The following is a 22,658-nucleotide window of genomic DNA, read 5'->3' on the forward strand; positions in this document are numbered from 1 at the left end:
GGTGGTCAGTTTAACGTGCAGAAAGCACAGTGATTAATCGGTGCCTTTCGCCAGGGTTGAGCGTTTTGCCTTGAGTAATACTGTTTGCATGCAGCGTGGATTCTACACACAGCATGGTTTTGTAGCCGTCATCGCTCATGTCTGCCATGCCAGCGGCACCTTGAGCCCAAGGGTTCCAAAGCACGGCGCTATTGTGACCTTGGTTTTCAATGCACAGAGTACGTTCAATGACTGGGTCTTTAACCACAATCTCTTTCTCAGGTTGTGTGTAGACACGATCGATCGTATCGGTCAATTGTAAAACTTCACCACCATGGCAGACTTCGCCCGCTTTCAAACTGTCAATGTACTCAGATCCCATGCCCATGGTTTGAGTTTGTTCAATATCACCGACGTTCAAATAGGTATGCAGAGCACCCGAGAAAGTAAACGCTTCATCATCAATATTAAGTGTGTTTAGCGTGACTTTTAGCTCATCGCCGATCTCGACGACTAGGCGAACATCAAACATATGAGGCCAGATATTGTGCGATTCTTCTGTCGGGAACAAGGCAAGCTCAACGATCACACCGTTGTCGTTTTCTCGATGTTCAACCAGTTCCCACTCTGAAGTGCGAGCAAAGCCGTGCGCAGGTGCTGCAATACGGCCAAACCAAGGCCAACAAACCGGAATGCCGCCGCGCAGCGCAGTTTTACCATCAAATACTGCCTTGTCACTCATCCAAATGACGTCAGCTTGACCCGCTGGTTGGTAGGAGACGACATGGCCGCCAAACAAAGAGATCCCTGCGGCTGCTTTCTCGTGAATCACACGAACAATTTTGACATTGTCTTTTTCAACAATGGTGACGCAATCAGACAGGACAGTCAGCGCCGGAAGTGAATTAAGATCCATCTGAATTTCCTTAACAATCAGTTTCATAAGATTCGTTGTAGAAACGGACCGTGAAGTCAGACACTGCAGAGAGTCTAAAGCTCCATTGCTAACCTCAAATCCGTGATACTAAAAAGGCGACCTAAGGTCGCCTTTTTGTCTAACGAAATTCTTCGCTAAGTGCTTATTTTACTAAGTAGAAATTACTTAGAGATGTGAGCAATTAGGTCTAGAACTTTGTTTGAGTAACCGATTTCGTTGTCGTACCAAGATACAACTTTAACGAAGTTATCAGTTAGAGCGATACCAGCTTTAGCATCGAATACAGAAGTTTGAACTTCACCGATGAAGTCTTGAGAAACTACTGCATCTTCAGTGTAACCTAGAACGCCTTTTAGTTCGCCTTCAGAAGCTTCTTTCATTGCTGCACAGATAGCTTCGTAAGATGCGCCGTTTTTAAGGTTAACAGTTAGGTCAACTACAGAAACGTTAGCAGTTGGTACGCGGAAAGCCATACCAGTTAGTTTGCCGTTTAGTTCTGGAAGAACAACGCCTACTGCTTTAGCTGCACCAGTTGAAGATGGGATGATGTTCTGAGAAGCACCACGACCACCGCGCCAGTCTTTAGCAGAAGGACCGTCTACAGTTTTTTGAGTTGCTGTAGTCGCGTGAACTGTAGTCATAAGACCAGATTCGATACCGAACTTGTCGTTAAGAACTTTAGCGATAGGCGCTAGACAGTTAGTAGTACAAGAAGCGTTAGAAACGATGTCTTGACCAGCGTAAGAAGCGTGGTTAACGCCCATTACGAACATTGGAGTTGCGTCTTTTGAAGGACCAGTTAGAACAACTTTCTTAGCACCAGCTGTGATGTGTTTACGAGCTGTTGCGTCGTCTAGGAATAGACCAGTTGCTTCAGCTACTACGTCAACACCGATTGCATCCCATTTTAGATCTTCTGGGTTACGCTCAGCAGTTACACGTACAGTTTTACCGTTAACGATTAGGTTACCACCTTCAACTTCAACAGTACCGTTGAAACGGCCGTGAGTTGAGTCATACTTCAGCATGTATGCCATGTAATCTACGTCGATAAGGTCGTTAATACCTACAACTTCGATGTCGTTGCGCTCTTGCGCTGCACGGAATACGAAACGACCGATACGGCCAAAACCGTTAATACCTACTTTGATAGTCATTATAGTTGCTCCACAACTTAATTTCTGATTAAAGATAACTGGTAGTAAAATTACAGAATCCAGTAAACATCTGCAAGTGATAATCGGACTTAACTTGTTTAAAGTCAAAAAAAAGCGACGCTTTTTTTAACAATTCTTTGCAAATGCTCGTTTTTTAAACTTTGAACCGGTTATTCTACTCACCAGTTGGCGTAAAATAACTCAAGAGCAGGTGCTCTAAGCAATTTTAAAACATAGGACATAATGGTGAGAAAGTATGTGCTACAACCATGATGCTCCGCAAGTTTTTTGCACAAAAAGTCGTCAATATTAATAAGAAAAAGGGAAATTAGTGACGTGACAAAAGAGAGTAAAGTTGTGCTCAAGTCAGACCAGCAATGGCGTGAGCAGTTGTCTGAACAGGAATATTATGTGTGTCGTGAGCAAGGAACCGAACCGCCTTTTAGTGGCAAGTTACTGCATAATAAAGAGAGTGGGGAATATGCATGCACTTGCTGTGGTCAGGTGCTTTTTTCTTCCAGTAACAAGTACGATTCTGGATGCGGTTGGCCGAGCTTCGATGCGCCGATTAATGAGGCAGCAGTGCAGTATTTAGATGACTTTAGTCACGGAATGACGCGCACAGAGATACGTTGTGCTCGATGTGATAGTCACTTGGGGCATGTTTTTCCTGATGGACCAAAAACAACCGGAGAACGTTTTTGTGTCAACTCGGTGTCGTTAATTTTCAACAAAATTGAAACTAATGAGTAAAATTACACCGAACGCTGTTCTCCGCTTTCAGTCATATTGTGTCGCGCTATTATACTGAAAAAATCAAAATGGCTTTGAATCGCCAAAAGACAAAAACCTTCCATTGGGAAGGTTTTTGTTTGATTGCGCCACTCTTAGAGCGAAGAGCTGAACTAAAGCATCATTATAAGCCTATGGCGGCTAGAGGCATCAGGCTACAAGTCATTCGGGATCATCATAGCGCGATATTGGCCTTTTTTGAGCGCCGATGCGGCCTGTTCTGCAATAGAGTCTAATCGTTTATATTCTTCAGGGGGAAAACCAAACATCAGTTGCATTTCTCGCTCTGTAGCTAAGGGCACATCAAACTCTTTAGCTATCATCGCCCAAAGATAAGCATGTTTCATTTGGCCTAATCCCTGATACGTGCTTGCCAAAGATTTCAATGCATCTTTGTTTACTTTTCCATCTTTGGTCAGTTCTAAAGAATGATTAAGCAGTTGGATGGTTTTCGTTTGATCACGTGTGGTATAAAACGTTGCCAAGGCGTATTGCATTTCTGCGGTTTCTAGCGCTGGGGTGCCTTCCATTTGTAAAAACTGACGACGCGCGTTGGTGTTGCCTGTCTGACTCCAAAGAAAATAGAGGCTTTCAGGTTCACTTGAAGAACTGAGCTCTTGCACAATACGTTCAAGTTCAGAAATGCTATGCATCAGCGCATTAAAACGTTTTTGTTTTAACGCACTTTGATCGATGGGCGTAATTTGCGAAGCCAACTCCAAGCACTTTCGATACTCGGCGGTTAGCTTGTATTCCTTAATCTTGTTGTTGTCGGATGGGTTTTTCAGTACCTCAAAGCGATGCCAAATAAGATCCGTGCGTGCAACGCGGCACTGCCCGTCATCCATATTCAGTTTTTCACAGCGTAGCCCTGGTTGCGATTGGCATAGCTCTTCTGTGGTTTTGTTGCCTTCTAAGCAACCACCGAGTAACAGCGGCATGCTTAGGGCGAGTAGCCAAGTTTTCTTTCTCATGGTGGTTTGCTTGTGATCCATTACAACAATTTATTTACTGTTTCTTGACTCAGTTTAGTATCCAGATATGTTCTGTGAACAAAATGTTAGTGTAAAGGTATGTTATGAACACAGAGCAGCTACTCAGCGCAATGACACCAGAAGTTTACCAACGTCTGACGTATGCAGTAGAAACAGGACGTTGGCCAGAGGGTACACCACTTTCACAAACACAGCGAGATTCCTGTATGCAAGCTGTGATGTTGTATCAATCTAAGCACAATACTGAGGCAGAACACATGTCGGTGGCCGCGGGTGGAGAGATTTGTTTCAAGTCAAAGGCGGAGTTGAAGAAACAGTTTCAATCGGGTCAGGAAGATATTGTCCGCGTTAATCCAAATCGAGATTAGTCGTTATAGAACCTAGAACCTAGAACCTAGAACCTAGAACCTAGAACCTAGAACCTAGAACCTAGAACCTAGAATAGATCCAGGTTCTAGGTTTTTACTTTATAAGCTCATCTCACCACGCAGCACTTGCTGCATTTGTGCTTTCACTTCTTCATAAGACAGATTTTGACTCAATAGGTAGTGAAGTTTTGCTAAGGCTGCTTCAGGCGTCATGTCGTAACCGCTGATCACGCCTGCTTCTGCGAGGGCACAGCCAGTTGCATAGCCACCCATATTCACTTTACCCGCTAAACATTGCGTTAAGTTGACCACAATCACGCCGCGCTCAGACGCTTCTTTGAGATGGGCCAATAGCTCTGGATTTTGTGGCGCGTTGCCCACACCAAAGGTCAACAGAATCATCGCATTCACTGGTTGCAGTAAGGTGTTGCGAATCACTTCGTGTGAGATGCCAGGGTACATGGTGATCACACCGATGGGTTGCGGGGTGATGTTATGAACTTTGAACTCGCCTTCTGGTTGCGCGCCGACTTTGATGCTGTTGCTGATCTGGATGTTGATCCCCGCTTCAAGCAACGGTGGTAAGTTTGGCGACGTAAACGCATTAAAGCCATCCGCGTGCGATTTCACACTGCGGTTGCCACGCATCAACTGATTGTTGAAGAACAACGTGACTTCGTTAATAGGATAGTTGGCCGCAATATGCAGCGCGTTAAGCAGATTCGCTTGGCCGTCAGAGCGCAGTTCCGCCAAGGGAATTTGAGAGCCTGTGACAATGACTGGCTTACCAAGGTTTTCCAACATGAAGGAGAGCGCCGAAGCGGTATACGCCATGGTGTCGGTGCCGTGTAGGATCACGAAACCATCGTATTTGTCATAGTTGTCACGAATGTCGTTGGCAATGTGTTGCCAATCTTCAGGGGTCATATCTGAAGAGTCCATCAATGGTTCGTATTCGTGAATGGTGTATTGCGGCATTTCTGGGCGATGGAATTCTGGCATGTTTGCTAACTGCTTTTCCATGAAACCAGCGACAGGAATGTAGCCATGATCGGATTTCTTCATGCCGATAGTACCGCCAGTGTAGGCAATATAGATGTGTTTTCTTGTCATAGTGAGTGATCACTTAGGTGTAGGGGAACAGAGCGGCGATTATAGCGAAAACTTGGCCAAGAAAAAGAGGCATCTGCTACACAGATGCCTCTCATCTCTTACTTCTACTGTACTTCGCAGTTCAAACAGAAGGCGTAATAGCCTTTGGGATCGTTGAAATTTTGCAGCAGCGAAGCGTGCTGTTCCATTTGTTGGGCGACAGGCTGTAAGCTCGGTGGCAGGATGCTTTGAATATCGACACCCATAGAGATTTTCACTTGCTTCATAAACTCTTGGATAAACTGCTCTGTCGGTGAGAGCGGCTCTTCGACCCAGTAGAGGTTGTAGTTCTCTAGTTGAGCCATTTTTGCCGCTTCAGCCACGGCGTCATCGAAATCGCCGATTTGATCAACCAACCCGTGTTGCAGCGCATCGTAGCCGGTCCACACTCGGCCTTGAGCCACTTTATCCACCGCGTCCAATGACAGATCGCGATTATCACCGACTAGGCTGATAAAACGTTGGTAACCGTGTTCAATGCCCATTTGGAACGCTTGTGATGCCCCTTTTGAAAGGCCTGTCGAGATGCCTTCACCAGAGAATGGCGATGTACCAACACCATCGGTATAGATACCGAGTTTATTGAAGCCTTTTTCAAAGGTAGTAATGACGCTAAAAATACCAATCGAGCCAGTGAGCGTGGTTGGTTGAGCAATAATCTTATCCGCGCTCATGGAAATCCAATATCCGCCGGATGCAGCTAGGCTAGACATGGACACCACAATTGGCTTGCCAGCGTCTTTTAACGCCTGAACTTCGTTACGAATCACTTCCGAAGCGAATGCGCTGCCTCCGGGGCTATCCACACGCAATACCACTGCTTTTACTTTGTCATCATTACGAGCTTGACGCAGTAATCCGGCAACGGTGTCGCCGCCCACTGTGCCACGCGGTTGTTGACCATCCATGATGGTGCCGCTGGCGACGACAATGGCAATGTCATCGGCATTCACATCAAAATTATCGCGCATGGTTGCTCGGTAGTCGTAGTAGCTGATGGCTTTGTAGCTGTCATCCCCGCTTGCGCCAAATTTCTCAGCCAGTTGTGTTCTCAGTTGTTGGCGAGTTGCGAGCTCATCGACCAAACCCAGTTTGATGGAAAGGGCCGCAAGATCACCGTTGACGGATTTCAACTGAGACAGAAACTCCTCCATCGAAGGATTGAGTGTTTTTGGATCAATCTTACGGTTGTTCGCCACATCGTCTACATAGGCTCCCCACAGTTGCGTTAACCAACGTGTCGCAGATTCCTTAGCGGCTGGTGACATACCATCACGCACAAACGGCTCAATCGCAGATTTATAAGTGCCAACACGGAAAACATGCGTTGTCACTTCGAGCTTTTCGAGAAGCGTTTTGTAATAGAGATTAAAAGCGCTATAGCCTTTCAGCATTACCCCGCCATCGGGGGCAAGGTAGATCTTATCTGCGTAGCTGGCGAGATAATATTGGCTCTGATTGTAAAATGAGCCAATGGCATAAATGGGTTTGCCAGAGGCCTTAAATTCATTGAGTGCTTTGGCGATGTAACGCAGCTTGGTGAGGTTGGTCTCAGGCATATCGCGTAACGACAACACCAAACCAGTGATCTTCTCGTCGTCTTTGGCGTAGCGAATGGTGTCCACGACATCAAACAACACGTTCTCTTTAGGAATTTCTTCACCAAACAATGAGCTGGTGAAAGAATCCATCGGATTGATATAAAGGCTTTGTTCGACGATTGGGCCGGATAGGTTCAGCACCAATGCTGAAGGCTGCTCAACCTGAGGCTGAGTGTCATGGCCGTAGAAATAGACAAAATAAACAAGCGCAACAGACAGTAGAAAAATCAAGTTGGTGAGTGCGAGACGCACAAAGGTAATGGCTTTCCATATTCCTTTAAAAACCAAACCGATGAGTTTGAATAATGATTTCATTGTTTCTCCGTAACGAGATGCCTCAACCATTCACATGAAAGATCGATATGATCGCCAAACTGGCGCCAACGCCATCAATAAGTCATGCAAAAGATAACAGTTATCAAAGCTTAACACGCAAATAATCCAAATGGCATAGCTCACTTAAGATTGATCGGTGTTACAAAAATGTAAACGCATGTTTGATTTTTTAGATAAGAGCTCATACTCTGGTCTGACCACGATAATAAAAATGGAAGTTTGTCATGTCTGCCATGTACCCACATTTGTTACAGCCTTTGGATCTCGGATTTACTCAACTGCGAAATCGAGTGCTCATGGGTTCGATGCATACAGGCCTTGAGGAGCATAAGGAAGGCTTACAAAAACTCGCTGCGTTTTACGAAGAGCGTGCCAAAGGTGGCGTCGGTCTGATCGTGACGGGCGGTTTTTCACCGAATTTACGCGGTCGTCTGCACCCGCTGAGTGCAGAATTTAGTAAACCCAAACACGCTCAAGCGCATAAAGTGGTGACGGAAGCCGTGCACAAACATGGTGGAAAAATCGCGCTGCAGATCCTGCATGCTGGCCGCTATGCGATGCATCCTTTTGCGCAAAGTGCCTCTGGCATCAAAGCGCCTATCGCGAAGTTTGCCCCCAGCGAAATGAGCCCAAGACAGATTCGCAAAACCATCGAAGCGTTCGCCAACAGTGCAGGTCTCGCGCAACTGGCAGGATACGATGGGGTAGAGATCATGGGTTCCGAAGGTTACCTGATCAACCAATTCCTGTGTAAGCGTACCAATATGCGTTATGACGAGTGGGGCGGTACCTACAAAAAACGCATGCGCTTTGCTGTGGAAATCGTCAAAGCGGTACGCAAAGCGGTAGGCAGTGACTTCATCATTATTTTCCGCCTTTCTATGTTGGACTTGGTGGAGCAAGGCAGCACGTTTGAAGATGTGATTATGCTCGCCAAAGCGCTCGAAGATGCAGGGGTGACGATCATTAACACTGGCATCGGCTGGCATGAAGCGCGAGTACCGACAATCGCAACGCAAGTGCCTCGTGGCGCTTTCACTTGGGTTACTGAGAAAGTGAAGCCGCATGTCTCTGTGCCGATTGTGACCTGCAACCGAATCAACACCCCAGAAGAAGCAGAGCGCATTCTCGCTTCTGGTCAAGCGGACATGGTGTCGATGGCGCGACCTTTCCTCGCCGATCCGCATTTCATTGCCAAAGCTGAGCAAGCGAAATCTCACCTTATCAATACCTGTATAGGCTGTAATCAGGCGTGTTTGGACAACGTATTCAAGGGCAAACGAGCCAGCTGTTTGGTTAACCCACTGGCGTGTCATGAAACCGAGTTGGTGGTGACGCCTGCGAGTGAGAAAAAACGCATTGCGGTGGTGGGCGCAGGTCCTGCTGGGTTAGCTTGTTCAACTACCTTGGCGCAACGTGGCCATAGTGTTGATTTGATTGAACGCAATGATCGCATTGGTGGTCAGTTCCGCCTCGCGATGCAGATCCCTGGCAAAGAAGAATTTCGTGAAACCATTCGCTACTTCGCCAATATGATTGACGAAACAGGGGTGAACTTACGCCTCGATACCGACGCCACGTTAGAGCTGCTCAAAGAGTACGATGAAGTGGTGCTTGCCACAGGGGTTGAACCGCGCAAAGTGAATATCGACGGCTTAACCGAGAGCAGTAAAGTGATCGATTATCAAACATTGATCCGTGAGAAAACCCCAGTCGGCAACAAGATAGCGATTGTCGGTGCCGGGGGGATTGGTGTCGATGTCGCGAGCATGGTCACTGAACCCGCTCAGCACAACCTAGACGACTGGCTACAAGAGTGGGGCATCGATAAAGAAATGACGCAACCGGGTGGCTTGTACCCATTCCCGGATGCGATGAGTGACAAAACGGTGTGGTTGCTGCAACGTCGTAAAGGCGCGGTAGGCAAAGGTCCGGGAAAAACCACAGGTTGGATTCACAAGCGCACATTGGAAAAACGTGGCGTGAATTTGCTCGGGGGCGTGAGCTACGACAGTATCAAGCCTGAAGGATTGGAAATTACCGTCAATGGCAAGAAGCAGTTGCTTGATGCCGACACCATCATCATTTGTGCAGGGCAAGAATCGGTTCGCCCATTTGAAGACAAATGGCATGAGCTTGGCGATAAACTGCATGTGATCGGTGGGGCCGATTACGCAGGAGAACTGGATGCGGTTCGCGCGATTAAGCAAGGGGTCACGCTTGCGACAAAACTTTAATCGGTGAAGGTTGAAGGTTTGAACATAAAAAATGCCGCGAAGTTATTCGCGGTATTTTTGTTTGAGCAGTTCTTGCGTAAATCGTGAATTTCCACAATAAACAGACGGTTATATGGCGTAGTGAACTATGCTAAAGTGTAAACGCAAATCGATACCACTATAAGGATTCTTGGATGGACGCTCTCGATCTTCTACTTAATCGTCGTTCTATTGGTAAATTGGCCGCTCCAGCCCCAGAAGGCAAAGCACTTGAAAATATCATTCGTGCGGGATTAAGAGCACCAGATCACGGCGCGCTGACGCCTTGGCGCTTTGTCATCGCGCAAGGCTCTGGCCTGCATAAGCTGTCAGACATCCTAGTGAAGGCGGCACAGGCCAAAGGCAGTGAAGAATCGGTGGTGGAAAAAGTGAAAAATGCCCCATTTCGTGCACCGATGGTCATCACCGTGATTGCGAAAGTGACCGAGAGTGAAAAAGTCCCTGCATTTGAACAACACCTTTCCGCGGGTTGTGCGGTGCAAGCAATGCAAATGGCGGCTGTGGCTCAAGGATTCCAAGGCTTTTGGCGCTCGGGTGAATGGATGTTCGATACGGAAGTAAGACAAGCGTTTGGCTTACAGGGAGACGATGCCATTGTGGGCTTCCTCTACTTGGGCAGCGCAGAATGTTCCGCGATGAAAGTGCCAGAGCGTGATCTGGCTAAATTTGTTGAGTATCTATAACTGTCTATACATACAGTTTTTGTTGATTTTTAAGGGCCACATCCGCTAATGTGGCCCTTTGTTTGTTGAGCTCGAAAAATTTGTTATGACCCGTCTGTTTATCGCTGAAAAACCCAGCTTAGGCCGCGCGATTGCGGCCGCATTGCCCAATCCTCAAAAGAAAGAACAAGGCTTTATTCGCTGTGGCAATGGTGACATCGTGACGTGGTGTATTGGACATTTGCTTGAGCAAGTTGAGCCCGATGCTTACGACGAACGCTATAAAAAATGGAATATGGCGGATTTGCCCATCATCCCTGAGCAATGGCAACTGCGCCCACGTCCATCGGCCAGTAAACAATTGACCGTGATTCGCAAGCTGCTAAAAGAAGCAAACGAAGTGATCCATGCAGGCGACCCAGACAGAGAAGGGCAATTGCTGGTGGATGAAGTGCTGGATTACTGCAAACTGAGCCAAACCAAAAAAGCACAAACCCAGCGACTGTTGATCAGCGATCTCAACCTGCCTGCGGTTAAGCGTGCGTTGAATAGTCTGCGCAGCAATCGTGATTTCATCCCACTGTCGGTTTCTGCACTGGCGCGCTCACGGGCTGATTGGCTTTATGGCATGAATATGTCACGCGCTTACACTTTGCTGGGGCAAAAAGCAGGCTATCAAGGTGTGTTGTCAGTCGGACGAGTACAAACGCCGGTATTGGGGCTGGTGGTGCGCCGTGATGAGGAAATCGAGAATTTCGTTCCGCGTGATTTCTTCACTCTTCACGCGCTGATCCCTTATCAGAATGGCAGTGAACCGTTTGACATCAAAGCACGTTGGAAACCGAGCGAAGCTTGCCAGCCTTGGCAAGACGAAGAAGGGCGAGTCTTGAGTCGTAAACTGGTGGAAAACGTTGCCAGTCGTATTGCTAATCAACCCGCTACCGTGACGGAATCAGAACATAAGCAGACCAAGCAAGCCCCGCCTTTGCCTTATTCGCTGTCGGCGCTGCAAATTGATGCGGCTAAACGCTATGGTATGAGTGCACAACAGGTGCTGGATACGTGTCAGTCACTGTACGAAAAGCACAAACTGATCACCTACCCACGCTCGGATAACCGCTATCTGCCTAAAGAACATTATGCGCAAGCCGCCAGTGTCAGCCAAGCCATTGCCAATAATGCGAAAGAGTTGTCCGATGCGGTGAGTGGCGCTGATCTTTCTTTAAAATCGAAAGCGTGGAACGACAGCAAAGTCGAAGCCCACCATGCGATTATCCCCACGCCGAAACAAGCCAGTGTTAACGCGCTGTCTGGCAACGAAATGAAGATCTATCAATTGATCGCCAGACAGTATTTGATGCAGTTCTATCCCGCAGCCACATACGCTGAAGCCAAACTGGTGTTTGAGATTGCTGGTGGTGTCTTTATTGCGAAAGGTCGCCAATTGACATTTGCCGGTTGGAAAGCACTCACGGGAGCAACAGAAAAAGAAGAGGACGGCGCGGATACCGTACCACCTCTTGCGAAAGGCACGGTGCTCACCTGCCGAGAAGGGGTGATTAAAGACTGTAAAACCGAGCCGCCAAAGCACTTTACCGAAGCGACCTTATTGCAGGCGATGACGGGAATTGCACGTTACGTCAGTGATAAAGAACTGAAAAAAATCTTAAGAGAGACCGACGGATTAGGCACGGAAGCGACCAGAGCGGGCATACTCGACACTCTGTTTAAACGTCAGTTACTCTCTCGACAAGGCAAAGCCATTCTTAGTACACCAGCAGGGAGAGGGTTGATCCATGCGTTGCCACAAGAATCAACTTATCCGGATATGACGGCTCACTGGGAGCACCAATTGCAAGGCATGGCTGAACGCAACCAAGCCTACCAGCCATTTATGGCCGCCTTGCAACAGCGTATTTCGGAATTAATGCAGCAGGTCAAAACATCACCTGTGCCGAGCTCGCTTCGTCAACTGCCACCAGTGGAGCGCCCAGCGTTTAAGCGCAAGAGACGCGCCAGTAGCAGCAAGAAAACGGCGTCAACCGCGACCCAAAAAAGAACCAACAAGTCGGCTTAAACCCCATGATGAGCATCCCTCTGATCTATCACCCAATCTACTCTCAGTTGCCCCTGCCAGAGGGGCATCGTTACCCGATCATGAAATATCACCATCTCTATCAAGCGGTGTGTCGATATCAGCAACAGCATCTCGAGTGGCAGCAGGCATTTGCTTTTTATCAGCCAGAAGCGTTATCGATTGAAGCCATCAAGCAAGTTCACCAACAAGAATATGTGGATCTGCTGACGACGGGCTTATTGCCTGCGGCGAAAATGCGCAGAATCGGTTTTCCTTGGAGTGAAAAACTGATTGAACGCACGTTAACCTCAACCGCAGGAACTGTGCTGACAGCGGAAAAAGCTTTACAACATGGCGTTGCGATTCATCTCAGTGGCGGCTATCACCATGCCCATTTCGACTATGGCAGCGGTTTTTGCTTGTTCAACGATCTCGTGATGGCAGCACATAAAGCATTGGAACACGCCAGCGTCGACAAAGTGCTGATCATCGATAGTGATGTGCATCATGGCGATGGGACGGCCACTTTATGCCAACGGCGCGACGACATTGTGACGCTTTCTTTTCATTGTGATAAGAACTTTCCTGCCCGTAAGCCGGACTCTGATCTCGATATTGGTTTGCCAAGAGAGTGCGGTGATGAGGCGTTTCTTGCGGCGTTTAAAGAGGTGGTTCCGATGGCGATACGTCTCCATCAACCGGATCTCATTATCTACGATGCCGGTGTCGACATTCATCATGAGGATGAGCTCGGATATCTCAACGTCTCCACAGTCGCTTTGTATCAACGTGACGCGTTTCTCTTTGGGCAGGCCAAAGCCAATGCGATCCCTGTTGCCGCGGTGGTGGGTGGTGGATATCGCACGGATCATGAAGCGCTGGTGCCACTGCATTTGCAGTTGATACAAGCGGCCATGGACGTTTTTTCCGCATCGTCGTTATAGCTGTTCCTCAATCGGCAAGACCCCAGCAAACCAAGCGCCGATTTTCCGCCATACCGTGGCTTCCGGTTCGGAATCAAACCAAACTTGAGATTGGTGATCAAACCAAGCCACTTCACCGTTTTTCATTCGCACCTGATAGGCATTGGTTTTTAAACCCATGGGTAATTTGGCTTCTGATGCTTGAACATAATCAGGATGTTCGATCACTGCTGCCATTTCGGTGTTGAGCAAAGCCGAACGAGGATCCCAGTTCATGGAGCCAGCAAACAGCAATCGGTGGTCGATTAACAGCACTTTAGCATGCAGGCTTGAGCGGCTGCTGCCAGTGAAACTCCATTTGCTGTCGATTCTTGCGCTGGCTTTGGTTTCCCATAACTGAATGCCCGCTTCGACAAGATCTTGTCGATACTTGGCATACCAGCCGTGAACAGCAAAGACGTCATTTGAGGCCAAGCTGTTGGTGACAATGGTGATTTCGACGCCGCGTTGAGCCGCTTCTACCAAGGCTTGTGTGCCGCGTTCCGTTGGAACGAAATAGGGCGAGATAAGGACCAAGGAATCCTTCACGGTTCTTAACAGCGAAGTGAGGTTGTCTGCCAATTGTTGTTCTTGTGTGTCGACTTTGTCAGGCAGATCATACCAAACCTGCCCTTTACCCCAATACCAAACTAAACTCTTATCGGTAAACTGTTGGTACAGTTGCAACTGAGTAAAGTCGTATCGTCCTTGAGTAAACTTTTGTTCTAGCTGGGTTTCTTTTAGCCAAGCTTGCAATTCCTCTTCGGTGACGGGAATGGGGTTGTCGGTGAGCCACTCAATTGGTACGGCATGGAGACTGTTCCAATACAAATCAAATTGCTCGGCGGTCTGTTCAACGCTGTTGCCATAAAGCATCAAATCAAAATCCCCAAATTCGACTGGAGAGTTAACCGAAAAATACTCGTTACCGATGTTACGGCCACCAACAATGGCCACGACACTGTCTGCGGTGAGGGACTTATTGTGCATGCGCCGATTGAGTCGTGAAAAATCACTGGCCATCGCAAGCGTGCGTGCCGTTCGATATTGATGCGGGTTAAACAAGCGAATCTGAATGTTGGGATGAGCGCTTAATCGAGCCAATCCTTCATCGTTCCTTTTCTGCATATCATCGAGGAGAATTCTAACTCGAACCCCTCGTTGGGCAGCTTCAAATAAACGCCATGTCAGTAATTGTCCGGTTTCGTCATTGCGGAAGATGTAGTATTGCAAATCGAGCGTTTTATCGGCTGCCTCGATTAACGCCAATCTCGCGAGAAGCGCATCATGCCCTTTGTCCAGAGGGAAAAAAGCGGTCAAGTTTTCTCTGTCTTGAGGATGATGGTTAAGATAGGCCGAAAGGCGAGAGTCGGCTTGGTAGCCCAGTTGGTAGCTCGGTTGCTTGTCGAACGGTGAGTGATTTTCGAGTGATGTACACGCGCAGAGCAACATCACAGAACAATACGTTAATGCTTTATGGATAAATGTTCGCAACGGACCAAGCCCAAAAAATGGATTCTTCAGATATTTTGGAAGTGGCACGGCAGGCATGCAAGTCGCGTGAGGTTTAAATCCAGTAAAGCTCACGATATTGGAGGGAGAAACGATGCGGCCCAAGTGCGTGGCGCATCGTTTTATCATATGGACCTTGAGTGAGATTAAAGCGTTGCGCCATCCACCTTAATGACCACTTTACGCACGGGTGAGCCTTCGCCTTCTAGTGCGATAAGCGGACGATGGGGCTGCCCTGGCGGGAAAATAATGAACTCGTTTTCGCCGAGTGTCACAAATTTTTCATCCACAACATGGTGACTAAATGCCAAGTCGCGCTCTGCGAGATAGTCTTCATCCAATGCTGCAAACGGTAGCAAGCTGTAGCCGAACGTCTCTTTCCCGCTTAACAGAATTTGTACGTCGAGGTAGCGCTGGTGGCATTCTGATTTTCTTAACGCGAGCGGCTGAGTATGGTCACTCATGACCAGAAAGAACGCGTTGTCGCCGTCTAACTCATGACGCCCATCTGCAATGGGCTCAGCCAGTTTAGCCAACACCTGCGCAATGATTTGCTTGAGATTTGAAGAGAGACAAGATGCAGAGGTGAGCTCTGTTGTTTTACCGACAAACACGGTGATTACCCCCAAAAAGAAAATAAAAGTCACAAACCAGTTTTACTGGTTTGCGACGATTTTACTGCTCGCGAAAGTAAACGCTAGTCATTTTTCGAAACGCCGTTTCTAAAATGAGATGTTGTGCGTGCTTTGCTAGCCCGTCAATACGGAATCTTCCGGGTATTTGATCAGGGTGGGTTCCGGCCTTGCCAGCATGTAAGCCAACGTTAGTGGCCCAATTCGACCAATGATCATCACCACAATCATGATGTACTTGCCTGGTTCTGATAGCTCAGCGGTTAAGCCTGCCGTTAAACCGACCGTGGCAAACGCAGAGATGGTTTCAAACATCACTTTGTCAAACTGAGCTTGCTCGGTGATCATGAGTAGGAACATCGCCGTGGTAAGAATCGCACCGCTGACCACAATGATTGCGAGAGATTTGGTCACGGTTGGCCAGTTTACGGTGCGCTGGAACATCACCACATGTTTCTTTTGACGCAAAAATGCCCAGGTCGCCATAAACGCGACGGCGAAGGTGGAGACTTTAATCCCCCCGCCAGTCGAAGTGGAGCCCGCACCGATCAGCATCAAGATGATCATGATCAGCAGCGCCGGTTGCGTGAACTGGGCGAGGTCGACACTGTTGAATCCCGCGGTTCGCGCGCTGGCGGATTGGAAAAAGGCGGCAAGCCACTGCCCAGAAGTGCTTAACTCGCCCATTGTATTGGCATTGTGCTGCTCTAAGACGAAGAACAACAGCGTACCAATAATGAGCAGTGCAGGAGTGGCGACTAACATGATTTTGGTGTGCAAATGCAGGAAGTGAAAACCGCGTCGCCAGTTCATCCACACATCTCCCACCACAGTGAACCCCAAGCCACCGAAAATAAACAGTGCAGCGAGGGTGAAGATGACCAGAGGATCGTCAACGAAGCTCATCATGCTGTCAGAAAAGAGCGCAAAGCCTGCATTGTTAAATGCAGAAATAGCGTGGAAAAGGGCGTAAAACAGCCCGCTTTGCCAGCCCATTTCCGGCACCCAACGAAACGCCAATAACACAAAACCGATCAACTCTGCGACACAAGCGAAGATGACGATTTTTTTCACCAATCGACGCAGATTCACTTGTCGATCTTGCCCAAGCGCCTCTTTGGCTAACGCTTGTTGGCGAAGGCTCAGTTTCACACCAAACATATAAAGTAGCACGGCAGAAAGCGTCATTTGTCCCAAACCACCGATTTGCATCAGCAGCATCAGCAAGATTTTTCCTGCTAAGGTGAAGTGTTCGCCGGTATCCACCACACCAAGTCCAGTCACACTAATAGCGGAAGTTGCGGTAAAAAGCGCATCAGTTATCGACAAGCCTGAGACAGAAAAAACGGGCAGTGTCAGCAGGATTGCGGAGGGTAATAGCACGGCCAAAAAACTAAGCAGAATGATGCGAGGCTCATTCCCTTTGCTCTGTTTCGATGCTTTATCGGCGAGGTAAAACAAGCCGTTGTTAGAAGAAAATGGATTCATAGTGAACTGAGTTTGTTTGCCAATGCATCTTGTGGGCCAACCAGAATGATCATGTCACCGATTTCGAGTTCGACATCTAACTCTGGGGCTTTGACCAGTTCGGGGCCACGTTTAAACCCAAGTACCTGCACGCCAGGGACTTTGCACAAAGCCAACTCTCCGAGGGTTTTGCCCATTAAGCGTGACCCCACCACAAATTCAGTCATGGCCAAGCCGCTGCCAAGTGGATGAAATTCAAGAACGCGTTTGTCGAGCATCTTCCTCGCCACGCGGATACCCATATCGCGCTCCGGCATGATGATGTGGTCTGCGCCGATCTTTTGCAAAACTCGAGCTTGGAACTTGTCATTGGCTTTGACCCAAACGGATTTGACGCCCGCTTCTTTGGCAATCAGAGTGGCTAAAATGCTGGAGTTCATATCTGCGCCAATGGCGACCATCACCATGTCGTAGTCATCCAATTTCAGCTCTGCCATGGTCTCTTCATGTGTACAGTTGGCCACTAGAGCTTGAGTGACAAAACCAGCTGCTAGCTTGACGCGTTCTTCATTAACGTCGATAGCCAGCACTTGAGCACCTGAATCGGTCAATTCCTGACACACCGCAAGACCAAAACGACCTAAGCCAATCACCGCAAATTGTTTTTCAGCTCGTCTCATGAGCGCCTCTTAATCTATGGATTTCGGCAGAAAAGTCTGCGCCTAATTTTACTGCGGTGCAAATTTATTGATGAGAATTTGACAGAAGATTAACGGAAATTGTGCATAAAAACAGCGATGTTTCATGATGGCGAGTGTGATGCGTGAAGCTACACGCCTAAGATTGAACAGAATAAATACTTTTGCTGATTTGTGTGAGAAATGGTGTCTGAATTTACTTGGCAAAAGAAGAGATAACTAATTTGGATGCGGCAGAAACGAAAAGGGCCACTAATGTCTTAGTGGCCCTTTTACTAAAGTGGCGGAGAGATAGGGATTTGAACCCTAGGTACGCTATTAACGTACGCCGGTTTTCAAGACCGGTGCTTTCAACCACTCAGCCATCTCTCCAGTGCGGGCAAATATATAAGCCCAGAATTCGTTTGTAAAGCCCTATGAATGCTAAGTGAATAGAAAATCACCAACCAATAGCGGCTTAGTTACTTTTAACGTAAAAACGCTGTAACTCAGTGAGCCCTTGCATCAAAACGGGCAGTTTTGGGCTGTCGTCGCGAACTCTCTGATAGTGGTTATCGTACAGTTTGAAATTACCGAATTTATCGATCACCGTCGTTTGACTTGGCGTGATCAGCGCGATTTCGCGGGTGTCGCCTGCAAGGATCCAACGGCGTTTACTTTCATCAAACAAATTGCGACCGGAGCTGAAATCAGCCGGATTCGACGCGACCCCCATCAGGTCTTGAAGTAGGGTAACGGAAAGGTCCAAATGACTGGTACTTTGACCAAATTGCGCAGGCAGTTTTCCTGGCCAATGAATCACCATAGGTACCTGTAACTGGTAACGACTGTAGTTACTGTTTGCGCCCCAGCTGTTGGTTTGGGTTTCGTTAAACTCGCTGCCGTGATTTGAGGTGATGATCACCACGGTGTTATCGCTTAACTGCTGTTCATCTAGGGTCGCAAAAATACGTTGTAGCGTGCTGTCGGCTTGTCGCACTGCAACATCATAAGCTTGCTTGAATTTATCGCTCGCGTTGGCCGTGGTTGGCAATGAAGCGGTTTCAATATTATCGAGTTCAGTCACTTCGATGTAGCTGAACCAAGGCGATTTTGCTTGGTTTAATAACCATTCGTTCCACGCATCGACCGCTTGTGCATCGGAATGAGTCACCGCTTGTTGCGCGTTTTTCTCTGCTTCGATCTGCGTCGCTAAATTCTGATTACGGAAGATAACTTCACTATACAAAGGCTCGTTAAAGCCATTGCCGCTAAACAAACCAAATTGATAGCCCTGCTCTTGGAGGACTTTCAAGAAAATGGGGGCGGTACCTTGCGCTTTAATGCTGCTGGCGTAGCTGGTCGGTAGGCCATAGAAAAGGCCAAAAATGCCATAGCCATCGTTGCTTGAGCTGTAGTGGTTGGTAAACCATTGGTTATTAGAGGCAAACTCAAACATATTTGGCATTTGTTCTGCCGATAGACGATCGCTGCGTAAATTGTTTACGCTGATCATCAGTACATTGAGGTTGTTACCACGACGGTTGAATGTTAGCTGGTCTAATGGGTAACGCACCAACTCGACGTTGTTTTCGTTCGCTTCCAAACGTTTTAGGTATTCATCACGATCCAGTAGGCCATGTTTTTCCATAAAGCTTTTCGCTGTCATTGGGTAAGACAACGGGAAGTTGGCTCTTTGGCTAGTCACTGGATTATAGAAATAAGCATCGGACCACATGTAGATCAGATGACTAACAATAAAGCAGACAAAGAAGACGGCAGCTAACGGGCGGCCAATATGTTTGTGTGCGAGTTTACGTTGTTTCTTCCACACCCATTCCGACAAGCCAAGTTGCAGGAAAAAGATCAGCGGAAGCACAATAAACAGATGCTGGAGATCGGCGCTGAGAGCCGATTTGTCATCGCTAAAGAGCAACTCCCAAACCACGGGGGTTAGGTGCAGGTTGATGCTTTGATACGCTTGCGTATCGATCAGCAGCACCGTCAATCCTGTGGTCGCAAAAACCACAGAGGTTAAACGGAACAACCGTTGCGATGGCAATAAAAAAGTTAAAGGAAACAGAATCAGCAGGTATAAGGCAAACACCAAAAAGCCAAAATGACCAACCCAAGAGACAACCAGATAAAATTGCCCGAGTAGCGTTTCTGGCCAAGGGGACTGGGTGATATAACGCGTACCAATCAACATCGCAGCAATGATATTGAAAAATGCGAACCAGTGACCCCATCCAACTAATCTGGATACGCGCTCGCCGTATGAGTTTCCGCTGTCAACCATGTCTGATTCTGTTATCCGTTATTAGTGAGTTTTTGGTTCTTGTAAAGAAGAGATCAGTGCCTGTGCAAACTTTTCAGCAATTAGCTTACGTTGAGAAGCGGCAACTTGTTGATTCAGAACGTTTGTTGCGATGTTTCCGGCAATCATCAGTGATAATTCTGGTGTTGCACCGTGCTTATCAAGCACCGCTCCAATCTCAGTAAGAATGGTTTCTACTTGTTCGTCTGTGTATTTCGATGTAATCGGCATAAAAACTCTAATAATGATAGTAAAAGCGGCCTATGATAACCTACAATGCCTCGCAACTAAAACCTTGAAGCAAGATAAAATACTATGAGTCTGCATCTTTCAAACGTTATTCTGCATCAGCTTAGTAAAAATGATCAGGATGAGCTAATGGTAAACTACCGTTCTGAGTCCCTGGTCAATGATTCTTCTACAGAAAATCTGGTCGCTGAGCTGCACCGCGTGTTTCATTCCAAAGCAGGAAAAGGCTTTGGTTGTTTTCAATCTGACAGCGAATTTCAGATTTGGCTCAATGAATTACAACGCGGCGAACTGAATTTTTATGATTTCTCACAAAAATGCGCCGTAAGACTGAAAGAAGAGTTAGCAAAATACCCGTTTGCGGACGAAGGTATTCTAGTGTTTGCGGAGTACCAAAGCCTAGCGACCGATTATTTGTTCGTGGGTATATTGCCGCTGAATCAAAGTTTGAAAGTGACAGAAGGGTTGGACATCAGCGCGACCGATTATTTGGACATCAATAAGATGGACATCGCCGCACGTATTGATTTGTCGGTGTACGAAGCAGATAAAGATTCCAACCGTTATCTCTCTTACATTAAGGGCCGAGTTGGCCGTAAAGTGGCGGATTTCTTCCTCGATTTCTTGCAAGCGGAAGTGGGCCTAGACAGCAAGCAGCAAAACCAAGTGTTGATGCAAGCGCTCGATGATTTCTGTACCGATGCAAAGTTGGAAAAACAAGAAGTCAACGAATACAAGAAGCAAGTCTATGAATACTGTAATGGCCAGATCAAAGCGGGTGAAGAAGTGGAAATTCGCGAACTTTCTGGTGAGTTACCGCCAAGTCCATCTGGTGCAAGCTTCTTAGAGTTCACTCAAGAGCAAGGTTACGGTTTGGAAGAGAGCTTTCCTGCCGACCGAGGTTTAGTTCGTAAGTTGACCAAATATGTTGGCGCGGGTGGTGGTCTTAACGTGAGCTTCGACAGCTTGCTGTTGGGTGAGCGCATTTTCTACGATCCGGAAACCGACACTTTGACGATTAAGGGCACGCCACCAAACTTGCGTGACCAACTGACGCGTAATCGTTAATCCATACCATTCAAAAAAAGAGAGCGAATGCTCTCTTTTTTTGTGCCCTCACAACATGTTAGCTGTTAGTGTTATAAGCTTAAAAAGGAATGAGTTTTTCTGAACAAGGATGAAACATGGTTTGGTTGAGCCGCTCGCGGGCATTTCGTTACTCATTAGGCATTTTCATAGCCTGGTTGTGCGCTGTTTCTTTCATTTTTATTCAAGTGACCAATATGCGCACGGTCGTCGATGCAATTGAAGAAATTGGCAATAAACTTGAAGAAGTTCATGCATCATTTGCTTACGATCGAGAGCAGCGTATTCAACGGCAAGATGAAATCTCACTGGATATACAACTCATTTATGCCCTTCGAATTCAACTGCAAGCCAACTACGTTGATTCCCTGTTTGCGCCAGACATTTCCCAGTTTCTTCATTCCACCGATCGTTATCTCGACAGTGTTAACGCCATGCTCGAGATTGAAAGTGAGTTGTCGGAGTTGGTTTCAGAGATTCGTGATCAACGCAATCAATACGCGAGAAACGAAGGTTTACTACTATTTGCTTTGCTCGGTTCCTACGTATCAGAAGCCACTTTAAGCAGTTCGATCCGTATCGCCGCTGTGTTCAAAGATATTGATGATTTGGTACTGACTTCAGCCTCCTTACCTGATGAACAAAGAGTGCCTTTTCAGAAGCTGCTTGCTCAAACCGCCATCGTGTTGGGGAGAAATGCAGAGATAAATCATTTGGTTCACCAAATAAGCAATCATGAAGTTTACAACCAGCAATCTTGGCTTGAAGAGCAATACCATCGGTTAGTTTATCGAGCAATGGCGATGGTGGTGATCAGCAGCTTGCTTGGTTTTCTTGGGCTATTGGTGTTACAGCTTGGGTCTAAACAGACAGAAGAAAACGGCAACAAAATAGCAGCGAGTGGGAAACGAGAGAATAACACAAATGCGGAGTTTCGAACGGAACCCTCGTTACCCATGGCAGATTTGGCACAAACGACGCCTTTGCCGGCAGAAAGGGAACCTTTAGCACAAAGTCACACGGAATCTCTGGCTAAGGAACCCGCATCCTTGTTGCCCATTAACGTGGATCTGATGATGGATTCACTCTCTGGCGATAAAGAGTCAGTATTGCTGTTATTGAGAGTGTTTGTGCAAGATCACTCTAATGAGCATCGCCACTTTCTTGAAGCCATGCAAACTGATAGAGAGCGCGCACAGCGAATTGTACATAGTCTGAAAGGCGTTGCCGCAAGTTTGGGTGCGGACGAGCTGAAAGTGGTGTCGATGGAGATTGAAATGGCGATGAAAGAAGGGCGTGAACCTACAGCGCAACAACTCGAGACGTTAAAAAGCAGTTTAGCCAAAACCATCGAATATGCTCAGCAACTGATTAATGGCAACGTGGCCATTCATTAACCCATGGCATTCTAGGGCGCATAAAAA

At 47.3% G+C, this 22,658-nt stretch carries 19 protein-coding genes and 1 tRNA gene; 8 read left to right on the forward strand and 12 right to left on the reverse strand.

The window, feature by feature from the left end:
* Positions 1-10: 10 nt before the first annotated feature.
* Both LZU85_RS04550 and gap read right to left on the reverse strand, forming a co-directional pair.
* Positions 11-895: a D-hexose-6-phosphate mutarotase gene (locus tag LZU85_RS04550; RefSeq protein WP_176298581.1), complete on the reverse strand. Its 885-nt coding sequence runs from the start codon at positions 893-895 to the stop codon at positions 11-13.
* Between the two features lie 182 nt (positions 896-1,077).
* Entirely contained in the window at positions 1,078-2,073 is a 996-nt protein-coding gene (gene gap / locus LZU85_RS04555; RefSeq protein WP_086467326.1) for a type I glyceraldehyde-3-phosphate dehydrogenase, read from the reverse strand.
* 288 nt (positions 2,074-2,361) lie between these two features.
* Here gap and msrB point away from each other — a divergent pair, with 288 nt between their 5' ends.
* Complete coding sequence (gene msrB, locus LZU85_RS04560; protein WP_237286498.1) at positions 2,362-2,826, forward strand: peptide-methionine (R)-S-oxide reductase MsrB; 465 nt, start codon at positions 2,362-2,364, stop codon at positions 2,824-2,826.
* Between the two features lie 194 nt (positions 2,827-3,020).
* On the opposite strand, the gene LZU85_RS04565 is transcribed toward msrB, so the two are convergent.
* Entirely contained in the window at positions 3,021-3,839 is an 819-nt protein-coding gene (locus LZU85_RS04565) for a DUF2989 domain-containing protein (protein ID WP_237286499.1), read from the reverse strand.
* 104 nt (positions 3,840-3,943) lie between these two features.
* On the opposite strand from LZU85_RS04565, the gene LZU85_RS04570 reads away from it, so the two are divergent.
* On the forward strand, positions 3,944-4,228 hold the full coding sequence (locus tag LZU85_RS04570) for a YeaC family protein (protein WP_176298578.1): 285 nt from the start codon (positions 3,944-3,946) through the stop codon (positions 4,226-4,228).
* 99 nt (positions 4,229-4,327) lie between these two features.
* On the opposite strand, the gene ansA is transcribed toward LZU85_RS04570, so the two are convergent.
* Both ansA and sppA read right to left on the reverse strand, forming a co-directional pair.
* The gene (ansA, locus tag LZU85_RS04575) at positions 4,328-5,341 is read right to left on the reverse strand and encodes an asparaginase (protein ID WP_011080934.1); all 1,014 of its coding nucleotides are present in this window, start codon (positions 5,339-5,341) and stop codon (positions 4,328-4,330) included.
* A gap of 104 nt (positions 5,342-5,445) precedes the next feature.
* On the reverse strand, positions 5,446-7,296 hold the full coding sequence (sppA, locus tag LZU85_RS04580) for a signal peptide peptidase SppA (protein ID WP_237286500.1): 1,851 nt from the start codon (positions 7,294-7,296) through the stop codon (positions 5,446-5,448).
* 245 nt (positions 7,297-7,541) lie between these two features.
* On the opposite strand from sppA, the gene LZU85_RS04585 reads away from it, so the two are divergent.
* From LZU85_RS04585 to LZU85_RS04600, 4 genes are all read left to right on the forward strand, one after another.
* Positions 7,542-9,554: an NADPH-dependent 2,4-dienoyl-CoA reductase gene (locus LZU85_RS04585; RefSeq protein ID WP_017790716.1), complete on the forward strand. Its 2,013-nt coding sequence runs from the start codon at positions 7,542-7,544 to the stop codon at positions 9,552-9,554.
* A 173-nt stretch (positions 9,555-9,727) separates the two neighbouring features.
* Entirely contained in the window at positions 9,728-10,276 is a 549-nt protein-coding gene (locus LZU85_RS04590) for an NAD(P)H nitroreductase (protein WP_017790715.1), read from the forward strand.
* Between the two features lie 85 nt (positions 10,277-10,361).
* Entirely contained in the window at positions 10,362-12,332 is a 1,971-nt protein-coding gene (locus LZU85_RS04595) for a DNA topoisomerase III (protein WP_237286501.1), read from the forward strand.
* A 5-nt stretch (positions 12,333-12,337) separates the two neighbouring features.
* Positions 12,338-13,276: a histone deacetylase family protein gene (locus tag LZU85_RS04600; RefSeq protein WP_237286502.1), complete on the forward strand. Its 939-nt coding sequence runs from the start codon at positions 12,338-12,340 to the stop codon at positions 13,274-13,276.
* On the opposite strand, the gene LZU85_RS04605 is transcribed toward LZU85_RS04600, so the two are convergent.
* The 7 genes from LZU85_RS04605 to LZU85_RS04635 all read right to left on the reverse strand — a co-directional run bounded on the left by LZU85_RS04605 (position 13,271) and on the right by LZU85_RS04635 (position 20,130).
* Positions 13,271-14,746, reverse strand: coding sequence for a phospholipase D family protein (locus LZU85_RS04605; protein WP_237286708.1), 1,476 nt, complete (start codon positions 14,744-14,746; stop codon positions 13,271-13,273). The two genes, LZU85_RS04600 and LZU85_RS04605, sit on opposite strands and share 6 nt — an antisense overlap.
* Positions 14,747-14,952: 206 nt before the next feature.
* A complete protein-coding gene (locus tag LZU85_RS04610; RefSeq protein WP_237286709.1) occupies positions 14,953-15,420 on the reverse strand; it encodes a NanQ anomerase/TabA/YiaL family protein in 468 nt (155 codons plus the stop codon).
* A 135-nt stretch (positions 15,421-15,555) separates the two neighbouring features.
* Positions 15,556-16,926 (reverse strand): TrkH family potassium uptake protein, encoded by a 1,371-nt coding sequence (locus tag LZU85_RS04615; protein WP_237286503.1) that lies wholly within the window; start codon positions 16,924-16,926, stop codon positions 15,556-15,558.
* A complete protein-coding gene (locus tag LZU85_RS04620) occupies positions 16,923-17,585 on the reverse strand; it encodes a potassium channel family protein (RefSeq protein ID WP_011080923.1) in 663 nt (220 codons plus the stop codon). The genes LZU85_RS04615 and LZU85_RS04620 overlap by 4 nt, the downstream gene beginning before the upstream one ends.
* Positions 17,586-17,884: 299 nt before the next feature.
* Positions 17,885-17,975 (reverse strand) — tRNA-Ser (locus LZU85_RS04625).
* 85 nt (positions 17,976-18,060) lie between these two features.
* Positions 18,061-19,881: a DUF3413 domain-containing protein gene (locus LZU85_RS04630; RefSeq protein ID WP_237286504.1), complete on the reverse strand. Its 1,821-nt coding sequence runs from the start codon at positions 19,879-19,881 to the stop codon at positions 18,061-18,063.
* 21 nt (positions 19,882-19,902) lie between these two features.
* Entirely contained in the window at positions 19,903-20,130 is a 228-nt protein-coding gene (locus LZU85_RS04635) for a YejL family protein (protein ID WP_011080921.1), read from the reverse strand.
* A gap of 84 nt (positions 20,131-20,214) precedes the next feature.
* Between LZU85_RS04635 and yejK the strand changes: the two genes are divergently transcribed.
* Both yejK and LZU85_RS04645 read left to right on the forward strand, forming a co-directional pair.
* Positions 20,215-21,216, forward strand: coding sequence for a nucleoid-associated protein YejK (gene yejK / locus LZU85_RS04640; protein WP_045619911.1), 1,002 nt, complete (start codon positions 20,215-20,217; stop codon positions 21,214-21,216).
* 116 nt (positions 21,217-21,332) lie between these two features.
* Positions 21,333-22,631 (forward strand): Hpt domain-containing protein, encoded by a 1,299-nt coding sequence (locus tag LZU85_RS04645; RefSeq protein WP_237286505.1) that lies wholly within the window; start codon positions 21,333-21,335, stop codon positions 22,629-22,631.
* Positions 22,632-22,658 lie beyond the last annotated feature (27 nt).

It is taken from the genome of Vibrio floridensis (genome assembly GCF_021852965.1).
Taxonomy (GTDB): domain Bacteria; phylum Pseudomonadota; class Gammaproteobacteria; order Enterobacterales; family Vibrionaceae; genus Vibrio; species Vibrio floridensis.